This is a genomic window from Vreelandella andesensis (genome assembly GCF_003989795.1).
Lineage (GTDB): Bacteria > Pseudomonadota > Gammaproteobacteria > Pseudomonadales > Halomonadaceae > Vreelandella > Vreelandella andesensis.
This window is the reverse complement of record NZ_RZHG01000007.1, coordinates 164,696-184,902: the sequence shown is the minus strand read 5'-3', so window position 1 is coordinate 184,902 and position 20,207 is coordinate 164,696. Positions and strand designations below refer to the sequence as shown.

The 20,207-nt window shown below is 53.9% G+C and carries 17 protein-coding genes and 1 pseudogene; 9 read left to right on the top strand and 9 right to left on the bottom strand.

Annotated elements, in window-relative coordinates:
* Positions 1 to 68 precede the first annotated feature (68 nt).
* From ELY33_RS03365 to ELY33_RS03355, 3 genes are all read right to left on the bottom strand, one after another.
* Positions 69 to 1,859: an acyl-CoA dehydrogenase gene (locus ELY33_RS03365; protein WP_126943936.1), complete on the bottom strand. Its 1,791-nt coding sequence runs from the start codon at positions 1,857 to 1,859 to the stop codon at positions 69 to 71.
* Positions 1,860 to 2,049: 190 nt separating this feature from the next.
* On the bottom strand, positions 2,050 to 3,417 hold the full coding sequence (locus ELY33_RS03360) for an MFS transporter (RefSeq protein ID WP_126943933.1): 1,368 nt from the start codon (positions 3,415 to 3,417) through the stop codon (positions 2,050 to 2,052).
* A 168-nt stretch (positions 3,418 to 3,585) separates the two neighbouring features.
* The gene (locus ELY33_RS03355) at positions 3,586 to 4,224 is read right to left on the bottom strand and encodes a class I SAM-dependent methyltransferase (protein ID WP_126943930.1); all 639 of its coding nucleotides are present in this window, start codon (positions 4,222 to 4,224) and stop codon (positions 3,586 to 3,588) included.
* Positions 4,225 to 4,264: 40 nt separating this feature from the next.
* Here ELY33_RS03355 and ELY33_RS03350 point away from each other — a divergent pair, with 40 nt between their 5' ends.
* The 4 genes from ELY33_RS03350 (at position 4,265) to ELY33_RS03335 (ending at position 6,432) form a co-directional block, all read left to right on the top strand.
* Complete coding sequence (locus ELY33_RS03350) at positions 4,265 to 4,648, top strand: VOC family protein (protein WP_126943927.1); 384 nt, start codon at positions 4,265 to 4,267, stop codon at positions 4,646 to 4,648.
* Positions 4,649 to 4,734: 86 nt separating this feature from the next.
* The gene (locus ELY33_RS03345) at positions 4,735 to 5,127 is read left to right on the top strand and encodes a DUF4870 family protein (RefSeq protein ID WP_126943924.1); all 393 of its coding nucleotides are present in this window, start codon (positions 4,735 to 4,737) and stop codon (positions 5,125 to 5,127) included.
* 3 nt (positions 5,128 to 5,130) lie between these two features.
* Positions 5,131 to 6,063 carry a lysophospholipid acyltransferase family protein gene (locus tag ELY33_RS03340; RefSeq protein WP_126943921.1) on the top strand — a complete coding sequence of 311 codons (933 nt, stop codon included), beginning with the start codon at positions 5,131 to 5,133 and terminating at the stop codon, positions 6,061 to 6,063.
* Between the two features lie 18 nt (positions 6,064 to 6,081).
* Positions 6,082 to 6,432: a DUF4870 family protein gene (locus tag ELY33_RS03335; RefSeq protein ID WP_126943918.1), complete on the top strand. Its 351-nt coding sequence runs from the start codon at positions 6,082 to 6,084 to the stop codon at positions 6,430 to 6,432.
* A gap of 11 nt (positions 6,433 to 6,443) precedes the next feature.
* Here the strand turns inward: ELY33_RS03335 and ELY33_RS03330 are convergent, their stop codons facing one another.
* Positions 6,444 to 7,853, bottom strand: a complete 1,410-nt coding sequence (locus ELY33_RS03330; protein WP_126943915.1) for a mannose-1-phosphate guanylyltransferase/mannose-6-phosphate isomerase — start codon at positions 7,851 to 7,853, stop codon at positions 6,444 to 6,446.
* Positions 7,850 to 9,478 (bottom strand): alkaline phosphatase, encoded by a 1,629-nt coding sequence (locus tag ELY33_RS03325; RefSeq protein ID WP_126943912.1) that lies wholly within the window; start codon positions 9,476 to 9,478, stop codon positions 7,850 to 7,852. The genes ELY33_RS03330 and ELY33_RS03325 overlap by 4 nt, the downstream gene beginning before the upstream one ends.
* A gap of 176 nt (positions 9,479 to 9,654) precedes the next feature.
* Between ELY33_RS03325 and ELY33_RS03320 the strand changes: the two genes are divergently transcribed.
* From ELY33_RS03320 to ELY33_RS03305, 4 genes are read left to right on the top strand one after another with little or no spacing between them, the layout of a single operon-like run.
* Entirely contained in the window at positions 9,655 to 11,181 is a 1,527-nt protein-coding gene (locus tag ELY33_RS03320; protein ID WP_126943909.1) for an OpgD/OpgG family glucan biosynthesis protein, read from the top strand.
* Entirely contained in the window at positions 11,174 to 13,147 is a 1,974-nt protein-coding gene (mdoH, locus tag ELY33_RS03315) for a glucans biosynthesis glucosyltransferase MdoH (RefSeq protein ID WP_126943906.1), read from the top strand. The genes ELY33_RS03320 and mdoH overlap by 8 nt, the downstream gene beginning before the upstream one ends.
* Positions 13,147 to 13,929 (top strand): FkbM family methyltransferase, encoded by a 783-nt coding sequence (locus ELY33_RS03310; RefSeq protein ID WP_126943903.1) that lies wholly within the window; start codon positions 13,147 to 13,149, stop codon positions 13,927 to 13,929. The genes mdoH and ELY33_RS03310 overlap by 1 nt, the downstream gene beginning before the upstream one ends.
* Before the next feature lie 23 nt (positions 13,930 to 13,952).
* A complete protein-coding gene (locus tag ELY33_RS03305; protein ID WP_126943900.1) occupies positions 13,953 to 14,741 on the top strand; it encodes a creatininase family protein in 789 nt (262 codons plus the stop codon).
* Here the strand turns inward: ELY33_RS03305 and ribA are convergent.
* Positions 14,738 to 15,844, bottom strand: a complete 1,107-nt coding sequence (gene ribA, locus ELY33_RS03300; RefSeq protein ID WP_126943896.1) for a GTP cyclohydrolase II RibA — start codon at positions 15,842 to 15,844, stop codon at positions 14,738 to 14,740. The genes ELY33_RS03305 and ribA overlap by 4 nt on opposite strands.
* Before the next feature lie 64 nt (positions 15,845 to 15,908).
* On the opposite strand from ribA, the gene ELY33_RS18050 reads away from it, so the two are divergent.
* Positions 15,909 to 16,766: a RibD family protein gene (locus ELY33_RS18050; protein WP_340148099.1), complete on the top strand. Its 858-nt coding sequence runs from the start codon at positions 15,909 to 15,911 to the stop codon at positions 16,764 to 16,766.
* A gap of 72 nt (positions 16,767 to 16,838) precedes the next feature.
* Here ELY33_RS18050 and ELY33_RS18045 read toward each other — a convergent pair.
* The 3 genes and pseudogenes from ELY33_RS18045 to ELY33_RS03280 all read right to left on the bottom strand — a co-directional run.
* Positions 16,839 to 17,711 (bottom strand): annotated as a pseudogene (locus ELY33_RS18045) (lysylphosphatidylglycerol synthase transmembrane domain-containing protein); the annotation flags it as partial.
* 4 nt (positions 17,712 to 17,715) lie between these two features.
* Entirely contained in the window at positions 17,716 to 19,716 is a 2,001-nt protein-coding gene (locus ELY33_RS03285; RefSeq protein WP_126943893.1) for a glycosyltransferase, read from the bottom strand.
* Positions 19,713 to 20,111, bottom strand: a complete 399-nt coding sequence (locus ELY33_RS03280) for a 6-pyruvoyl trahydropterin synthase family protein (RefSeq protein WP_126943890.1) — start codon at positions 20,109 to 20,111, stop codon at positions 19,713 to 19,715. The genes ELY33_RS03285 and ELY33_RS03280 overlap by 4 nt, the downstream gene beginning before the upstream one ends.
* Positions 20,112 to 20,207 lie beyond the last annotated feature (96 nt).

Genomic DNA, 20,207 nt, shown 5'->3' with positions numbered 1-20,207 from the left:
ACGTAAGCCGCCGACCCAGAGGGCCGGCGGAAATTAACGAATGAAGCCATCCTGCTTCCTATCATCGTTTATGGCGTTAATTCGAAATCATTCAGGCATTGCATACCCGCTTCGATAACCGCGCGTTGCGCACGGCCAGCAGGCAGCCACTGGGTGATAACAAAATTGGCGCTGCACAACTTGGCGCGATAAAACGGCTCATCGCTGCCCTTTTGTAGCGCGCTGGTCGCGTGAAGTGCGGCATTGCCCATTTGCCAGGCGCACAGCACATGGCCGGCTAGGTTGAGCAACGGCGTTGCATAGGCCTGCACCGCATCCGGGCCAGTTTCCGGGTCACTACCTTGCTCAAGTACAAGCTTCATGGCGGCACGCAGGTCGTCAGCTCCCACCGCTAGTGCGCTGCCCATTGCTGCCAGGCTAGGCTCTGAACGCATGGCTTCAGCGGTTTTTTGCACCTCATCAATTAACGCAGATAACGCGGCACCACCGTCACGCTGTAGCTTACGCCCTGCTAAATCGAGAGCCTGAATGCCATTCGTGCCTTCATAAATAGGCGCGATTCGTGCATCTCGAAGTAGCTGGGCGGCACCCGTTTCTTCCACATAGCCCATACCGCCATGCACCTGAATACCCATTGAGGCAATATCCACCGCCTGGTCGGTCGAAAAGCTTTTGACGATAGGAATCAGCACATCGGCGCACGCCTGGGCAGTTTGGCGATCAGTGTCGCTTTTACTGTGCCGGGCAAGGTCGAGCTGACTAGCGCAGTAAAGCGCCAGGGCACGAAGGGCATCGGTACGGGCGCGCATCGAGAGCAGCATACGGCGTACATCTAAGTGGTCGCTGATCGTACATTCGCTGCCGCCACGAGATTTGGGAGAACGCCCTTGAATGCGATCCAAGGCATAAGCAAACGCATGCTGGCAAGCACGCTCTGCCACACCGATACCTTGAATACCGACCTTATGGCGTGCCTCATTCATCATGGTGAACATATGGTTCAAGCCACGCCCTTCTTCCCCTACTAAATAGCCAATAGCGCCGTCATTCTCGCCAAAGCTTAAGGTACAAGTAGGCGAGCCATGAATGCCCAGCTTGTGTTCGATAGAGGCACAGATCACGTCGTTACGCTCGCCCAGCGAGCCATCCGCGTTAACCAAGAACTTGGGCACTAGAAAAAGCGAAATTCCCTTGTTGCCTTCGGGCGCATCGGGTTTACGCGCCAGCACAAGGTGAATGATATTGTCGGCGGCGTCGTGCTCACCCCAGGTAATATAGATTTTTTGGCCGCTAATGCGGTAATGATCACCTTCGGGAACAGCTTTAGTACGCACTTTAGAGAGATCAGAGCCTGCCTGGGACTCAGTCAGGTTCATGGTACCTGTCCAGGTACCTTCAACCAGCTTGGGGAGATACGTCGTTTTTAGGGTTTCACTGCCATGATGCGCCAGCGCTTCGATCGCACCTGCCGTCAACATCGGGCAAAGCCCCAGGGCCATATTGGCACCGTGAAGCATTTCTTGAACGGCGCTGGCGACCACTTCGGGTAGGTTCTGACCACCTAGCGCTTCAGAAACACCAATACCGTTCCAGCCACCTTCAACATACGCCTGATAAGCCGCTGCGAAACCCTCTGGGGTGGTGACACTGCCATCCGTGTGGCGTTTAGCGCCTTGCCAATCACCAACGCTGTTTAGTGGTCCCCACACATCGCCTGCGAGTTTTGCTGCTTCTTCCAGCACCGCCTCGACTAAGTCGGGCGTGGCTTCTTCGAAGCCTGGCAGTGCAAGCGAGCGATGCGCAAGTAACTCTTCGAGCACAAAGCGCAGATCGCGAACCGGCGCGGCATAATAATTCATGGCAAAACCTCAGCGAAAATCGGTGATAAATAGCAATTAGTAAAAACACTATTATGAATAGTAGTTTCACTACTTTCATCACACCATTAGCCCAAGGTCTCACCTGATGAATTAACACCCGTTCTGCTTGCTGCATTTTTTGATTCAAGGCGGCCCTATTCAACTAAGCTGGTCATCATCGAACCGCTTATCAACGAACGTCAGTTTCCACATCATCGTAATAAGCAATATGGGTTTGATCTTCTGAGGGCGGGCCAACGATGGGTTCAACAGCATCCACGTCAGGTACGACGTCCGAAAGGTCTTCCAGGTGCTCGTGCTCAAGCGCGCCTTGCATCAGTTCCTCGGTAACCACTAATTCGGCACCTGCCGCCGTCATTGGCGTTGTCGGAGTAAAGGGAGCCACAGGTACAGGTGCAGGCCGCACGCTGCGCCGCCAGCTGAAAAACAAAACAAAGAACAGACTCAGCGAGCCAAACGCCCAGAACAGCCCCGCATCGCCCATGGCGGTCATTACCGGGGAAATCATTAGCGGGCTGATGGTAGCCCCAATCGAGTTGATCAACAGCAAGCCCTGGCTCATGCGAACCAACGCGCCTGCCGGGGCACGGTCGGCGGCATGGCTAACCGCCACTGGGTAAAGCGCAAAGACACCGCCACCCAGTAAAAATAGCAGCGCGGCCAACAAAGGAGTCGACAGCGGTAGCCATATCATGGCCACAGAAATCACCACACAAAAAGCGCTGATTCCGATCAAGACAATTTGGCGGTCATGACGGTCAGACCAGCGGCCAATAGGGTATTGGAGCAACATGGCGCCAAGAATCACGACGGCCATCATTTGCCCTACTTGATTGACGCTCATACCAATGCGCTGCAAATACAATGGCAGCAAGGTGTAAGCCGCCGCCACCACCATGCCAGAGCCTAAACTCCCCATTACCCCCGTCGGCGTCATGGTGATTAAGCGGAGCGGCGGAAGTGGCTCAGCGTGCTCAATAATGGGCGATACGCGTGGAATCATTGCCATTGGTAGAACGGACAGAGACGCCAATAGGCCAATTACCATAAAGGGAGCCGTCACTCCCATCGCATTGGTGACACCTAACAACAGCTGCCCCAGCACACCCGAGGCATACAGCGAGATCATGTACATCGCCAGCAAGCGGCCACGTACTTTTTGATCGCCTGATGTCAGCAACCAACTTTCAATTACCAAGTAAACGCCCACGGTGGCCCAACCGCCAATTAAGCGCAGTACAAACCAAGCCCAAGGGTCGAAAAACAACCCTTGCAGCAATACGGTGACAGCGACCAGCGAGGCAAAGCTACCGTAAGCACGGATGTGACCTATTCGCAGCAATAAACGGTCATTGACCAATGCACCTAATGCCAAGCCAATAAAATAAGCCGAGGAGACAATACCAATCACCGTTGCCGACTCGCCCGCAGCGTCTAAACGCACGGTAATCAGCGTGGCGAGAAAACCATTGCCAATCCCAAGAATAAACAGCCCTAGTAAGGGCGCTAGCGCCATGGCTAGCAGTTGCCGCGACATGTATACCTCACGTAGCCTGAATAATAAGAGCAGTTGGCCGCTAGCTCACCTATCTCAAGTAAATCGATCTCAAGTACGTCGATCTCACCAGACAGGCAGAAAACGGGCGGGCAATTATTGCTTTGGACGTCGCAAAGTCAATGTTTTTTCATGACATTGTCATATAAGTTAATGCTTTTTAAATATCGCCGTGTCATTGCCAGGAAATTCCACTGATAAACCTTGCTTTTCAGCCCACCAATAAAACGTCGTTTCACTAAAAAAGCATACATGGGTTGGGTCGTTAATGTAGTGCCAGCGGGCAAACGCTTCGGGAGTGCTGACACGCTTTGTCATTACCCCAAGATAACCACCAGGAACTAATTTCTCGGCCAGTTGATTAAGAACTTCGCCAGGCATTGCAAGGTGCTCTACCACCTCGGTGGCAGTAATAAAGTCATATTGCCGGCTGAGCACATCAACGTTTGGGGCATAAAAAATATCGTAAACCGCCATCGCGAACCCCGCCTCTTCAAACATCACCGACAACGTAGGACCTGGGCCACAGCCAAAGTCCAGCCCTTGAGCACCTTGCGGCAGTTTAGCCATGAGCGGGTCAAATAAACGCCCCAGGAAACGTCGATATCCCGTATCATGCGGCGAATTCTGGTGCTGGTCGTACTCTGCTTTTTCTTGAAATGCATCTAAATGCTGCTCAGCAGGCACAAACACTAAGGCGCACGTGGCACACTGGTAATAATCACGGCGACGGTCTTGGTGATAAAGCGTCGGGTGAGACGTATTGCATAGCGGGCAGCGTCGCATCATCGTATTCTCATGTTTTACGTTTGTATTTAAGGAAAGCGGCATGCTCTCAGGTTTAGATCATCTTGTTGTCACGGTGACCGATATGGGTCGCGCCGTGGATTTTTACTCCCGTGTGCTGGGGTTAGACGTGCGCTACCGAGATGCGCAGCGAGTGGATCTTATCCTTGGCGATACGGCACTGCGTCTACATCAAACCGACACCGATATTGCTCCTGTTTCTGCCACTCCCACCCCTGGCAGCCTGGACTTATGCTTACGCTGTTTGCTGCCACTGGATGAGTTCAAACAGCATCTGGATGCACTTGCTGTTGACGTAGAGCTTGGTCCGGTTGCCCGCCAAGGCGCTACTGGCCCCATTGAGTCGATTTACTTACGCGACCCCGACGGTAATTTACTGGAAATTTGCCGACCTGCTGCCCGCTAATGATAAGCCGCGCCACCCGCGTTATCATAATCAACTTAAACGGCGCCCCTGGGGCGCTTTATGGCGAATAGCAAAAAGGATCGGTTATGCGTGACGATGCCAACAAAGCACCGTTAGAAAATGAAGTAATCAATGAAAGCAAACCTTCAGAACAGCCTGACACCACCATGGCGATGGTGATTTATGCACTTTATTTGGCAAGCTTTTTAGTCGGTTTTACCTCACTGGTCGGCGTTGTTATCGCCTATGTTTATCGTGGCAAAGGCCCTGAGTGGTTAGATGAACACTACCGCTATCAGATCCGCACGTTTTGGATTGGACTGCTCTACGGCAGTATCGCCTCTCTTCTAACGTTTATTCTGATCGGTATCCCCATGCTATTGGCACTGGCCGTATGGTTTATTGTTCGCTGTGTGAAAGGCTTCAAAGGCCTGCAGGAGAAGCGTGCGCCAACCAACGTTGATAGCTGGTTCCTGTAACTTATGACTGAACAGTCACCTTCTAAAAAATCGCTTTTCCTGGCACGTACAATTACAAGCCTTTGGAAGCTACTGGCGGGTTGGTCACTTGCCGCGCTGTGGCGTATTGCCATGCTGTTAGGCCCGCTGGTCTATCGCTTTAGTAAACGAGAGCGCCAGGTGACACAAATCAACCTGGAAGTGGTCAACCCTGAAGCGACTGCCAGCCAGCGCAAGGCACTTGCCATACAAAGCCTGCGCCACTCAGCAGCTACTATGCTGGAACTTGGCCATGCGTGGATGGCGGCACCCAACAAAGTAGAAACCAGCATTTTATCAGTTCATGGCCGAGATAAGCTGGACATCGCCCGTGCTGATGGCCGCGGCGTGATTGTACTCGCCCCACACTTTGGCAACTGGGAAGTGCTTAACTTTTGGCTCTCAAGCCACTTTCCTTTCACCGCCATGTACGAGCCACCCAAAATTGCCGGTCTTGAGCCTGTTATTCGCCATGGCCGCGAACGCATGGGTGCACGTTTAGTACCCACCAATGCCAGGGGAGTCGCTGCCCTTCTTAAAGCGCTAAAGCGTAGCGAAGCCATCGGCATCTTACCGGATCAAGAACCAAATTGGGGCAGCGGCGTGTTCGCCCCTTTTTATGGACGCGATGCCTACACCGCAACACTGCTACCCAAGCTAGTCGCCCGCACTCAAGCAAGGGTGGTCACTGGCGTTGCCTTACGGGTGCCCGGCAAAGGCTTTGAAATTCATTTCCTTGATGCCGATGAGCAGGTGTACAGCGAGGATGATGTGGTATCAGCAAGCGGCGTTAACGCCAGCGTAGAAGCGTCAATTGCTCTTGATCCGGTGCAGTATCAATGGGAGTACAAACGTTATCGCAAAGTTATAGAGCAGCAACAAGGTCTGCCAAATGCAGACGATTTCCGGCTGTATTGATTAATCAAGAGGTAGTTTATGACCCAGCGTTATATTCCCGAAAAGGAAACGCGCCCGCTACAAATCATTTACGCGCTTTACTTAGCAGGCCTGGTAACCGCGAATATTACGCTGTTGATTGGTGTTATTGTCGCGTATGTATATCGCAATGAAGCAGCACCTTGGTTGCAGGCTCACTACCGCTATTTAATCCGCACGTTTTGGATAGGCTGCCTCTATTTTATCGTCATCTTTACCCTTAGCTTAATGTTAGTGGGCACCCTTTTATGGCCACTATTAATGGTGTGGCTCGGGGTGCGCTGCATTATTGGCTGGGTCGCGGTGCGCAAAGGACAACCGCCCGCACGTCCTGGCAGTTGGCTCTGGTAGCGCCATTGCCGTTACTCATCACTGCGGCGGGCGTATACGTCATCTAGCCGTTCGATATCGTCCTCCCCTAGATAGCTGCCCGACTGCACCTCAATCAACTCTAACGGAATTTTCCCAGGGTTTTCTAGCCGATGTAGCGCGCCAATGGGGATATACGTAGACTGGTTTTCACTGACGAGAAAGGTTCGCTCGTCAACAGTGACTTGGGCTGTGCCATTCACGACCACCCAGTGTTCAGCTCGGTGGTGGTGACGCTGCAGTGAAAGCCGCCCTCCAGGTTTCACCGTGATGTGCTTCACCTGATAACGTTCGCCACTATCCATGGCTTGAAAGCTTCCCCACGGGCGATGAACAAACGGCGCAGTGTGGGGCTCACGTCGCCCCGCTTGAGTAAGTGATACTACTAGCTGCTTAACCTGCTGAGCCTGATTGCGATGGGCAACCAGAACGCTATCGGATGTTTCCACCACGATCAGGTCTTCAACACCAAGCGTTGCCACTAAGCGGTGCTTGGCGATAACAAGCGAGCGTTGCGTGTTAGTCAACATCCCATCACCGCTAACCACATTGCCTGCGTTGTCGGGCGTTTGCGTTGCCCATAAAGCATCGAAGCTGCCAATGTCGCTCCATTGAGCATCCAGGGGGACCACCGCGGCGCAGTCACAATGTTCCATGACAGCGTAATCAATTGACTCGGCCGGAGAGGAGCAGAATGCGTCTTCGCCTAACCGTAAGAAATCCAAGTCACCGTGAGCTTCATCGACAGCTTTTTGACATGCCGCCAGCATGGCGGGCTGCAGTCGCTCAAGTTGAGAGAGATAGGTAGATGCTTGCAGCAAAAACATGCCGCTATTCCAAAGAGTATTACCTTCCTCTAACAAGTGCTGAGCACGCGCTGCGTTAGGTTTCTCGATAAACGATGAGACCTGGTGGCCAGCGCCCAAGGGGCTGCCGCACGCAATATAGCCATAGCCTGTTTCTGGATAGGTAGGTACAACGCCAAACGTGACGAGGTAGCCTTGGGCCGCAAGCGGTTCCGCGCAGCTTACGCTTTGGGTAAACGCCGCCAGATCGCCAATAACATGATCCGCTGGAAGCACCAGCAGCAGTGGATCTTCGCCCGTTTGGCGGGCTAAGAGCGCAGCACAAGCAATCGCCGGTGCCGTATTGCGCCCTTCTGGCTCTAACACCAACGTCCCTGACAGACCGCTCTCCCGCAACTGCTCTGCCATTAAGAACCGATGGGCATGGTGCCCCATCAATATTGGTGGCTGAGCACTTAACCCTTTCAAACGCGCCAGCGTTTGCTGCAGCAGGCTTTCGGACGACGTTAAACGCAGGAACTGCTTGGGCATTTGCTCGCGTGAAAGTGGCCACAGCCGCGTGCCGCTGCCACCGCTAAGAATGACGGGCTGGATCATGGTGCTTTCTCTGTTGTAACTAAAGACGTGGTTACTGAAGACGCATCAGACATTGACGTGCCAAAGTCTTGCTGCAACCAATGGCGCAGTTGGCTCATTTTCTCGGCATCATCTGGGTTTTCCAGTGCTGGCAGCATGCCATCAATAAAACCGCGAACCTTAAAAGGGGCTAACAGACTAGGGTTCCCGCTAATCACATGCACGGGAACCGCAGCGCTGGCGTTATCGCCGGTAATCAGCGGTGCAGCCTGATGATCACCCAATACAATCAGTAAGGTGTTGTCATCAACCACCCGCTCGGCCCAACGCCCGGTAACTTTCACAGCGTAGTCTATTGACCACGCGTAATGATCACGAATGCGCTCGATATCCTGCCAAAGCACTTCTGGCGGGTCACCTGCCGTTTCCCAGGGAGCGAAAATACGCCCATCGTCAATCAACGACCAATCTTCAAGAACAGGCAGAATTGGTGTCCAAGGCGCATGGCTAGAGATAAGCGCAAGCTGCGCGAATACCGGCGTATCACCCAGCAAATGTCGCTGGGTATAGTCCAACGTAAATTGGTCTGGCATTGTGACCCAGTTCAGCGGCGGCCCGGCATAGGGAATATCTTTTGCTGCTGCAATCTCGTCAAAACCATAGGCAACCCCTTCTGGCCAAGCCATCGTAATCGCCGGCATGACGCTGAGCGTCCGCTGCCCGGTGTTACTAAAATCATCAATCAATGTTGAATGATCGCTTTCCAGCATTAGCCGATACCATAGCTGGTTATCAATCCAGCGCCCGCTGAGTACCGTTGCATGGGCAAGCCATGACTGACCTCCCCGTATAGGCGCTTCAAGCAACCCAGAAACAACATGTAATTCTCTTTGGCCGAGCCGTTGCTGTATATCATCTAACGTTGGGAGTAAAACGCCGCTGTAACGCGGATTATTAATCGCCGATACACCATAAGATTCAATAAAAGTTAATAAGACGTTGCGCCCTAACAAACCAGGTAGTGATCTTGGTTGTAAAGGTGTACTTTCAAGCTGCTTTGCGAAAGCCTTTCTTGCCTGATGCGTCGCCACGATCTGCTCCCACTGGAAACGCGTGGTGTTGACAGCAGGCAACGTTGATTTAGCAATCAATCGTTTGCCGTTGGCTTCAGAAAACGCAAACCCTGTCGCAGAGATCGTTATCAGGATGGCAAGGATTCCGGTAGTCCGCCAAACCGGTAAATGTTGCGCAGGTAACAGCAACCGTAGCATCACCCATAAAACACCTAATAAAACTACGCTGCCCAACAACATCAGGAAAGTTGCGGCCAGTTGTCCTACATTACCTATTAACAAATGGTAGATAGAGCGTACCAACGGCACGTCCAAATAGAGGTTTAGTGATCGGCCAAACGCGGTGTGTGTCGCCGCGTCGCCTAGATTAGCTGCCGTTACTAACGCAAGCCAACCTACTATTAAGATGGCCAGCCAGCGACGGAAGTAGCTTGGGGGAACCAGCAACATGGCAGGTGCAATAACCCATGCTTCCCAAGCAATCAAAGGGGAGCCTATCTCGTTAAAGCGCCACCAAAGCGGCACTACCAGCAGAAAGTTGAGCGTTATACATGTGAGTAGAAGTCGAATCATGAGCGCTCCAACAGCATAGCAATCAGTTAAATGTTACACGCTTAATGGAGCTTAAAGCTTGCACGTGACCCTAAAAATCATATACCAATAGGCATCATGGTATAACTTTTGTTGAAATATTTCATATACTGATTTTATGGTTATCACGTTGGCATGTAATCGAAAGGAACTCGCCTATGAGTATTCGTACCGCTGCAAGATGGTTGTTGTCATTTAATTGCCTGATCGCCGTTGGCGCAGTTGCTAATGATGATGTTTTCGACCACGTAATTGAACGCGCTCAAACACTAGCTGATGCACCTTACCAAGCACCAGAGGCTTCGCTTCCAAGCGCTTTGGAATCTTTAAACTACGACCTATACCGACAAATCCGTTTTAAGCCCGAGCGCGCCTACTGGCAAGATGAAAGCCCTTTCAGTATGCAGCTATTCCACAGCGGGTTTATCTTCCAAACGCCTGTCACTATTAATGTGATCGAGAATGGAGACGTTCATCCACTCTCTTTCACGACAGATGACTTTCAGTACGATGGTGATGCCAGCCGCTTATTAGAGCACGACTTAACGGGAATTGGTCATGCTGGCTTTAGGCTGCACTACCCCATTAACAACGATGATTATGCCGATGAGTTCGCTGTTTTTCTTGGGGCAAGCTACTTTCGCTTGATTGGGCGCGACCAAGCGTACGGCCTTTCTACACGCGGACTAGCCATTGATACCGCGTTAGCCAGTGGCGAGGAGTTTCCTGAATTTCGCGAATTCTGGCTTTACAAGCCTGACTCACATTCCAACAGTGTCACGTTCTTGGCATTAATGGATAGCCCTTCGTTAAGTGGCGCCTATCGCATTACGTTAACGCCGGGCGAAAACACGGAAGCCGACGTAGAAGCAACCTTGTTTGCCCGCGCTGACATAGAAAAACTGGGTATTGCTCCTCTTACTAGTATGTTTGCCTTCGGGCAAATGAGCGCCGAGCGGCCAGATGACTTCCGCCCCCAAGTACATGATTCTGATGGCTTACTGATTCAAACAGGTGCTGACGAATGGATTTGGCGTCCATTGCAAAACCCCTCGTCGGTTCGCGTATCAGCGTTTATGGATGATAGCCCCACTGGGTTTGGTTTAATGCAGCGAGAACGCGACTTTGGCCGCTACTTGGATCTTGAAGCCCATTACCATCGCCGCCCCAGCCAGTGGGTCGAACCTCTTGATGACTGGGGGCCAGGTCATGTAGAGCTAGTGGAAATTCCGACGCCAGATGAAACCCACGACAACATAGTAGCTTACTGGGTGTCCGGGGATACGCTCAGTGCTGGCGAGTCTCGCCATCTTCGCTATCGAACGTTTACGCTCAATGAACAGCCCGAAGCTAATGCGCTGGGCAAGGTAGTGCGTACCCGTCATGGTAACGCCGCGGTTCCAGGTGAGGCCGATTCCCCGTCTGCTGATCAGCGGCAATTTGTTGTCGATTTCCAAGGCGGCAAGCTGGGTACACTTTCTTCAAGCGACACCATTGAGCTGGACATCAGCGTGCTTAATGGCGAGGTATCACTCCCTCAAGTCAAAACATTACCCAATAACGGACGACGAGCCACTTTCCGATTACCCCCTAGCAGCGAGCCTAGTGATATTCGGTTGCGCCTGATGGTTGAAGGAGACCCTATCACTGAAACCTGGAACTACGTGTGGTATCCCGATGCCTGACCTCCACGCGTTACGGCCTTCGATGCCATGGCTAAACGGGCGCCGAGCTTTTCTGGCGGTTGCGGTATTATCCACAAGCGTTGGTGGCTGTATCGCAATGGCAAAGGTCGTTGCCAATCTGGCCATTGGTTGGCAACTCACCATGCTGATACTGTTTGCATTCACGTTTAGCTGGATAGCGCTGGCTTTCTGGGGGGCACTATGTGGCTTTGTGCTCTGCGCACTACGCCGTGACCCCCTAAGCTTGCGCCGCCAAACCATTACATCCCCCAGTGCCAGCCTGCTAGTAAGCCGCACCGCGCTGGTAATGCCGATTTATGCAGAACCGCCCATTCCCACCATCGCGGGACTGGAAGCAACATGCCGCTCACTTTTACAACAAGCAAAAGAGTATGGTGCAGGCACGCCCAGTGCTATCCACAAGCACTTTGATGTGTTTGTATTAAGTGATACCCAAGATGCGGCAATGGCAGACGTCGAAGCGGCTCATGTGGCCGCCTTGCAACAGCGTCTTGCCGGGCAGATAGCCATTTATTATCGTCGACGCCCTAATAATGATGGCCGCAAAGCTGGCAACATCGCAGAGTTCTGCCGACGCTGGGGCCGCCGTTACGACTACATGGTCGTGCTTGATGCCGACAGCTTGATGAGTGGCGCCACACTGCTGCACTTAGTACACCGCATGCAACGCCAGCCCAGCGTAGGCCTTATTCAAACGGTGCCTATCCCGGTTGGCCAACGCACGTTATTTGGCCGTTTCACCCAACTAGCTTCGGCACTCTATAGCCCCATGCTGGCAGCCGGCCAAAGCTTCTGGCAGGGCGATGCAGCGAATTACTGGGGGCACAATGCGATTATTCGTACGCGGGCATTTATGGCCCACGCAGGATTACCTACCCTTTCGGGTAAGCCACCGCTAGGGGGCGAACTCTTAAGCCACGATTTCGTCGAAGCGGCACTGCTCAAACGAGGCGGCTGGCAGGTACTGCTGGATACTTCTGCGTCCACCGCCGTGTCGCGCCACAACCCTTACGCCAGCGCGTCACACAATAGCTTTGAAGCGATGCCAAGCAATATGCTCGATTTTGCCAAGCGTGACCGCCGCTGGCTTCAAGGCAACCTACAGCACTTACGCTTACTGACCGGCGCCGGTTTTCACCCGATTAGCCGGCTGCACTTTTTGTTTGGCGCGTTTGCTTATATTTCTTCGCTTGTTTGGCTTGGACTTTTGCTTTGCACCAGTCTTATGGTGGGCTATCAAGCCATCGACACCACCTCGAGCCCCTTGTTGCCTAAAGCGCTATCACTGGGACTGCTGAGCGTAACGCTGGGCATGCTGATTGCCCCTAAGCTGCTTGGTCTGTTACTGACATTTTGGCAGTGTCCCCATGCTTATGGAGGGCGACTAACGCTTATCACTAGCACGGTATTGGAAATTCTGTTTGCTGCTCTGATTGCACCGCTGATGATGGCGTGGCATAGCTTATTTATCATTAACGTGCTAACTGGCCGAGCCATTGACTGGCAAACCCAGCACCGCGGGGAACGTTCACTAAGTTGGGGCGAGACATGGCACCACACAGGATGGATGACACTGTGCGGTGTTGCTTGGGCAGGCACCATGATGCTTTTCTCTCCCTCAGCATTTGGTTGGTTAACGCCCGCTTGGCTTGGGTTGATCGGTGCCGCTCCGTTAGTGAAATATTCTAGCAGCGCCACCTGGGGAGGCGTTGTTAGTCGGAAGTTCGGCTTACTGCAAACGCCAAGTTCAGCACAACAACCGCCGCTTTTGAAGGACTTTGCCGCCTTAGAAAGCAATAGCCATCAATCCAGTGCCACGTTATCTCCCCCGCCCTTGCCACTGGCAGTTCCTCAAGAGCAGCTAGGCGATATGCCCTGCCAGTCGTTTCGAGATTACGTTCAAACAACCGCCACGCATGCACCCTCTGTTAAGGAGCCTTACTAATGCCTTCTGCTTTTTTGCAACGGTTGCGCAGTTCTAGTGGCATGGCACGCTCACTGTTTGTCTACTGGCGGCCAGGAAGGCAGCGGGGCCTGCAGCGCCTATATCGTTCATTTATTCAACCGGGTGATATCGCCTTTGATATTGGGGCTCACTTAGGCGACCGCAGTGCCGCCTTCCACGCACTAGGTGCCAAAGTAGTAGCGCTTGAGCCACAGCCAGCACTGGCCAAATGGTTTAAACGGATACTTAATCGACCTAACATCACACTCTTACCCTTGGCCGCCGGGCCACAGCCTGGTCATGCGGATATTGCCATAAGCGTTGGCAACCCAACGCTCTCCACCTTAGCGACCGACTGGCGTCATCAGGTTGGCGAGCGAAACCCCGGCTTTCAACACATACGCTGGGAACAGCAGCTAAGGGTGGAAGTCACTACCCTCGACCAGCTCATCGCCACTTACGGCGAACCAAGCTTCATCAAAATTGATGTGGAAGGGTTTGAAGCAGAGGTACTAATGGGGTTGAATCACCCCGTTGCGGCGCTTTCAGTGGAGTTTGTTGCAGGCGTGTTAGAGGTTAGCCATGCCTGCGTTGACCAACTGAAACGCCTTGGCGACTATCGCTTCAATGCGATTGCCGGTGAACAACGCCGTTTTCGCTGGGAAACCTGGCAATCCCCTGAAGCAATCACCCAGTGGCTCAACGATGGCGTTGACGGACTGGCGTCCGGGGATCTTTACGCCTGTCGCGTCGACCACCCGTTAGTAAACGCATCGGCTTAATTTCAAAGAACGAGAATCACTGCATGATTTATCACTGGCAAACCCTCACCGCCCCCCAGCTCGCTACGATTGCCAATGGTGATCCAGTCGCAGTGATCACCCTAGGGGCAATTGAACAGCACGGTACGCATCTGCCTCTGGGCACTGACCTGATCATTGGGGAAGGGTTACAAGCTGCCATGCTGGACCTGATCGACCCAGCGCTCGATGTGTTTTGCCTGCCAGCAATTGCCGTCGGCGCAAGCGACGAACACGCCAGTTTTCCAGGAACACTCAGTCTGCCCGCCCCGCTCGCCATCGCGACGTTAGAGGCTTATGGCGCGAGTGTGGCCCGTGCAGGTATAAAAAAGCTGGTGTTAATTAATAGCCACGGAGGAAATAAAGCGGTGATGGACCTTGCCGCCTTGACCCTGCGCCAGCAGTTTGAGATGCGCGTGGTGAAAGCCACCTATACACGCCTTCCGCCCCTGGAAGGCGCTATCGGAGCCGATGAGCTGCGCTATGGTTTGCATGGTGGTTTACTGGAAACCGCCATCATGCTGCATTTAGCGCCTGAGTTGGTGCAACTCGACAGCTACCAACCTACTTCACCGGCAACGCCTGAAGGTGGCGCCTTGGTCAGCCCAGAGGGTAGCGCTGCCTTTGCCTGGCTTGCCGAAGACCTCAGTATGTTTGGCGTTGCCGGTGATGCGACGGGTGCTCACCACGCACTGGGTGAACGGCTTGTGGCTCACTACGCCACCCAATTGGCGCAGGTGGTGGCTGAAACCGCCCACCTGCCGCCGCTCTCTACACGTAAAACGGTGAATTAACGCCCACGCCCTTCAAGCACCTCATCTAAGAAATGCCCTGCCCGGTTGGCTTTGGCACTTAGGTAGCGATGATTGTGGTCAGTCACGCTGCCATAGAGCGCTTGGCGCGAGACAATCTCAATACCGCCTTCACGCAGGGCTGCCATTTTTAGCGGGTTGTTAGTCAACAGCTGAACCTTATTTACCCCAAGCGCATTAAGCATATCCACCGCGACAGCGTACTGACGCTCATCTTCGCCAAACCCCAGCACTTGGTCAGCATCGACGGTATCTAAACCACCATCCTGCAGCGTGTAAGCGCGCAGTTTATTGGCTAGGCCAATTCCCCGCCCTTCTTGTGCCAAATAGAGCAACACACCGCCCCCCATGGCTTGAATATCGGCCACCGCATTGCGCAGCTGCTCACCGCAGTCACAGCGCAGGCTGCCGAATAGGTCACCAGTGAGACAAGCCGAGTGCATGCGCAAAGGAACCGCCTCAGGAATGGCGTCCAGATCGCCAATCACCACGGCCACGTGTTCTCGCAGGCCATCAGGTTCGCGAAACAGCACGAAGCGGCTCTCAGGTGCATCTTCAAGAGGAATACGCGCTTCGCTTACTCGCTTTAGCATCCCCGGCGCACCGGCTAAACACTTCTCTGCATCCCGGGCATTAACCTCTAACAGTTCCCCTTTCGATAGCTGCTGGGCAATATGATCGGCTGATGCTTCACTTACCTCAGCGCACAGCGCAGCGGGTATCAGTAGCGCGCGACGCATTAGTGCTACCGCACCTCGCTCTCCGACACCCGCAGGTTTCAGCCCACTTAACAGTGAATGAGAAATCTTAGATGCATCATGAGAAACAGCAAGATAATGCAAATCACGCTCACTGATTTGCTCGGTGAGCGGTAAGCAAGCCGCATCCGCTTTTAATGACATGCCCAGGGCTTCCAAACGATGACGCGTTAGCACCAGCGCTGGCCGTGAGCCGGAAAGTGTTGCCAGTGAATCTACTGAGACACTGCCTTCAAGTGCCTGCACCAACAGGCGTCGCTCTCCGGTATTGATGACGACGGGCAAGCCGCGGCGAATATCGAAAATAGCGCGTTCAATGTGATACATGTAGGCCTCCAAGTTGCCTGTTGGGGCGGACAACGTTTGCTTGCGTCGGGCAACATGGCCCCGCATGATGGGTTGCTGTTTTTTGAGTGGAGATACCATGCCTAACACCAATGAAATGACGATTGATATCGACCAAGCGTGGGCATGGCTGCTGGACGCTCAACAGGGCATTAAAAGTGACGTCACCATTAGCTTTGATTCTCACGGCGACTGGCACTCCCCTTACTCTGTGACAAGTGCTGCTCAGACGTTGCTGACGTGTTTGCTGCCACTGGTGCGTCATTCGAGCTGGGTGGTTGCCCAACTGGGGCAAAGCCTGGATGGGCGCATCGCCACGGAAAGTGGGCATTCCCACTACATCAATGGCTTTGAAAGTTTGGTGCACCTGCACCGGCTGCGAGCGCTGGCAGATGCCGTGGTGATTGGCGCGGGCACGGCGAGTGCTGATAACCCCCAGCTCACCGTACGTCATGTGTCGGGTAAGCATCCCACCCGCGTGGTGATTGATCCACGTGGCCGTGTTCCTGCCGAACTGACGCTGTTCACCACGCCTAGCGCACCGACGTTGCACCTCACTGGGCCAGAGGCAACGGTAGCGCGAACGACGGCCGAACACTGTGTGCTGACGCTGGATAAAAACGGGCAATTCAACCCTGCCGACGTTGTTGCCTTGCTGGCGGAGCGTGGCCTTACGCGGGTATTGGTCGAAGGTGGTGGCGTCACGGTCTCGCAGTTTATTGAAGCGAACACCGTCGACCGCCTGCATTTGTTGGTCGCACCGTTGCTGATCGGCTCCGGCAGACCTGGATTGCAAATGACCCCCATCGATACCCTTGAGAGTGCGCTGCGCCCTTCGATGCGCTCTTTCCGGTGTGGCGACGACACGCTGTTCGACGTACTGCTGAGCGGCCTCACTGCCTGACGACGAGTTGGGCGGCGCAGCGCGTGTTCGACTAGCCAGCGCTACCCAAATGCCGGGCAGACTGGATACCAGCACTAAAACACCATAAGCCATTGAAATTGCAACACCTTGCGCCGAAGGCAAGCCAACGAACATCCAAATGCCCGCAGCGGCACCTTCACGCAGCCCCCATCCAGCAATCGAAAGCGGCACCAACATGGCGAGCAGTAACACCGGTGCCAGCGCCAAAATATCTAACGCTGCCAGCTCCACTCCGATTGCCCGAGCAGCGCATACCATTACAAGGCCGTAGCTAAGCACAATAGAAAGCGAGGAGAGCAATTGCCGCGGCCAGACGCCACGCTGCAACAGTCCACGGCGCACATCCCTACCCAACGCTGAGCACCAAGCGGGTTGCGTTACCGCCGAACGGCGCAGCCAAATCCCCAGCGTCACACCAATCACCATCGCGATGCCCACCACCCCTGCCACAATCGTCAAACCACGCAGACCCAGAGCTGTTATCCAGAGTGGCGACGTCAACAACGCCACCAGCGTGTACAAGGCAATCGCCAGTTGCCCGGACGCACGCTCAATCACCACCGCACGCCAGGCGCTTCCCTTGGAAGAGGATTGACGAGCATGACGATGGGCACGACCGGCATCACCTAACACTCCGCCGGGCAGCAGTTGGTTGACTAACAATGCCAAGTAGTACTCTCGCAGTGCATAACGATAGCGCAGCGGCACGTCGATTAAGCCTGCGGTGAATTGCCAGCGCCACGCACTCAGCATCACTTGCAGCACACTGATTAACAGCGCCAGCGCCATCCAGCCCGGCGAGAAACGCTGCACTTGTGCTATTACAGCGTCTGGCTCTACCCACACAGCAACAACCGCCAGAAGACCTAAGCTAACTAGCCCTTTTTGCACCCACGGGATTTTCAGCCAGCGCCAGAGTCGCATCGCGTTAGCCCTCGTCCGCTGGTAGCGCCAGCAAGTCGCGATGCCCCACCCAAATACCCATTTTGCCCTCGGCCACTTTACGCAGGCGTTCATCTCGCCACTGGGCAATACGTGACGCCGCGCCAGGGGCTTGCTCAGTGGCAGCACTCGCCCACCCTTCAATCAGCGAGCACATTAAGGGGTACTGCGCTGATTTACCCGCCGTTAAGCACCACGGTGTTTCAGCCTCGCTAACACGGTAATTGTAGTGAGCCATCGCGCTGACTAGCGCTTGATGAGCATCGCCCCCTAGCGCCTCGCCTAACCCCTTATCTCGCCGCTGATGCGCGTTGAACAGCTCACTGATCCAACGATCATCAGGATCATTCAACGGCTGTTGTTGAGGATTGGTAAAGCACCATTCGCCAGTAATGCTTAAGGTAATAAGAAGTGCTTGCCGGTGTTTAGCACACTGGGCAGCCAAGGCATCAATCCATTCTTGAGACACCAGATCAATCAGTGCAGATGCCGTTACCACATCGCAATGGGTTAGCGCGGGATGATCAATGTTTTCAAGAGAGACACAGTGGGTTTCCACCTGTAGCGATTCACTTTTGCCTGTGCTCAACTGGCTGGTACGCGAATAGGCTTCGTTAAGTAAGGCATCGTCATGATCAATCAGCATCCACCGCTGCCCATGGTGCAAACGAGGCGCAAGAAACTGGCTATTGCTACCGCGTCCGCAGCCTAGATCTGCCAACGTAATGGGTTGCGAAAATGCTGATGACTGAGAAGATTCTGCTAACGACGAGTGCTCTACTCGCCGTTGATTTTCTGATAACAATTTAGCGTCTAACCAGTTCGCTAGCGCACCCACTAGCGCCTGACTACGTGAGTTAACATCGACGTTTTCACGCAGCGATAACCAATCTGCGGCAAACTGGCTTCCCGCCGTTAATGTCGAAGGTGGCTGCATTAGCGCCTGTGAAAACGCCACCCCGGCAGCCTGCCAGTCAGCTAGTCCGCCGCGCGCAGCGGCGGCGCCTGCACATAGTTCAGTGCGTAGCGCCTCATCATGGCAGAAATTTTCCAGAGCTCTCGTCAGCGCCTCAACATCACCAGGCGTTACACTGATGCCAGCCCCGTTGGGCAGCGTATCCCGCAGCGCCCCACCAGTGGTGGTAATAACCGGCAAACCGTGGGCGAGCGCCTCGGTCACCACCATGCCGTAACCTTCATACCAAGAAGGCAATACCAGGGCGTGGGCATGCTGATAAGCGTCCTCCAGGGTCGCGCCATCGCACTCGCCGTGCAGCGTAACCCAGTCGCCCAACTGGTGTTCGTCGATCAGCGTTTGAACGCGTTCCGTGAACACCGCATCACGCGCACCGCCAAAGCAGTCACATCGCCAGTGCCCGCGCTCAACGCCCGCTAAGGCTTGAACCAAAACATCCTGCCCTTTACGCGGCGTCAGCGTTGCCACGCATAACAGGCGAATAGGTTCGTTGGGCGGCGCTGCTGGGCTGACTGGAGCACGCACAACCCCTGGTTCCACCACGGTGATAGGAGCACTGAAAGGTAGCGCATAGTGTTCGGCTAACGCCTTTACGCGACGTTCGGTAAAGCAACTGGTCACAATCACTCTATTCACATGTGCCAGGCCGCGCAGTTCACTTCGGTGGAAACGCTGCTGATCCCTATCACTCAAGCCCTGCTCGTCCCCCAGCGGGTGATGCAGCAGTGCAGTGATATCAAGACGTTTAGCGTGGACAGCGACCACGCCGGGTAGCGCCCCCATGGCAAGGCCATCGATAATCACCCGCGCATCATCCGGCAACGTCGCCAGCGTTGCGGCAAGCGCCTGGGCAGCCTCATCATCGGCATCCGGAAAACGCCCCGCCACCCCCATCACATCGATATAGAGGCCACGTTCGCGCAGTGCAGCGACAATATGGGCATCGTAGATGTACCCGCCGGTACGCTGGTCAGGATCGCCAGCCACTACCAGCGTCCATGTCTGACTCATAGCGCCCCTTCAAAGCTTGCCCACGCTACATGAGACTCATGCAGCTTGATCTCCATGTGCGTGAGCCCTTGAGCAGTGGCGCCCATTTTCCCCGCTTTAATGGCCTCGGCTAGCTGGTCAAAAATCACCTTAGCCATAAACTCTGTGGTGGTGTTTTTACCGGTAAATTCGCTCACTTCATCGAGGTTGCGGTAGTTGTAGTCTGCCAGCACTTCTTTGACAGTTTCACTTGCCAAGCCGATATCAATCACCAGTCCGTCTTGATCAAGCTCAGGGCGTTGAAACACTACATCAACCACATAGGTTGCGCCGTGGGTTCGTTGGGCAGGGCCAAATATTTCCCCATTAAAACTATGGGCAATCATAAAATGGTCACGAACACATAAACGGTACATAGACACTCCTATCGTGTTGGTTACGTCTTAGTAACTAAATTCAAGTAACTAAATCTAAGCAAATAAAGCTAAGTCATTAAATCTAAAAAACAAAGC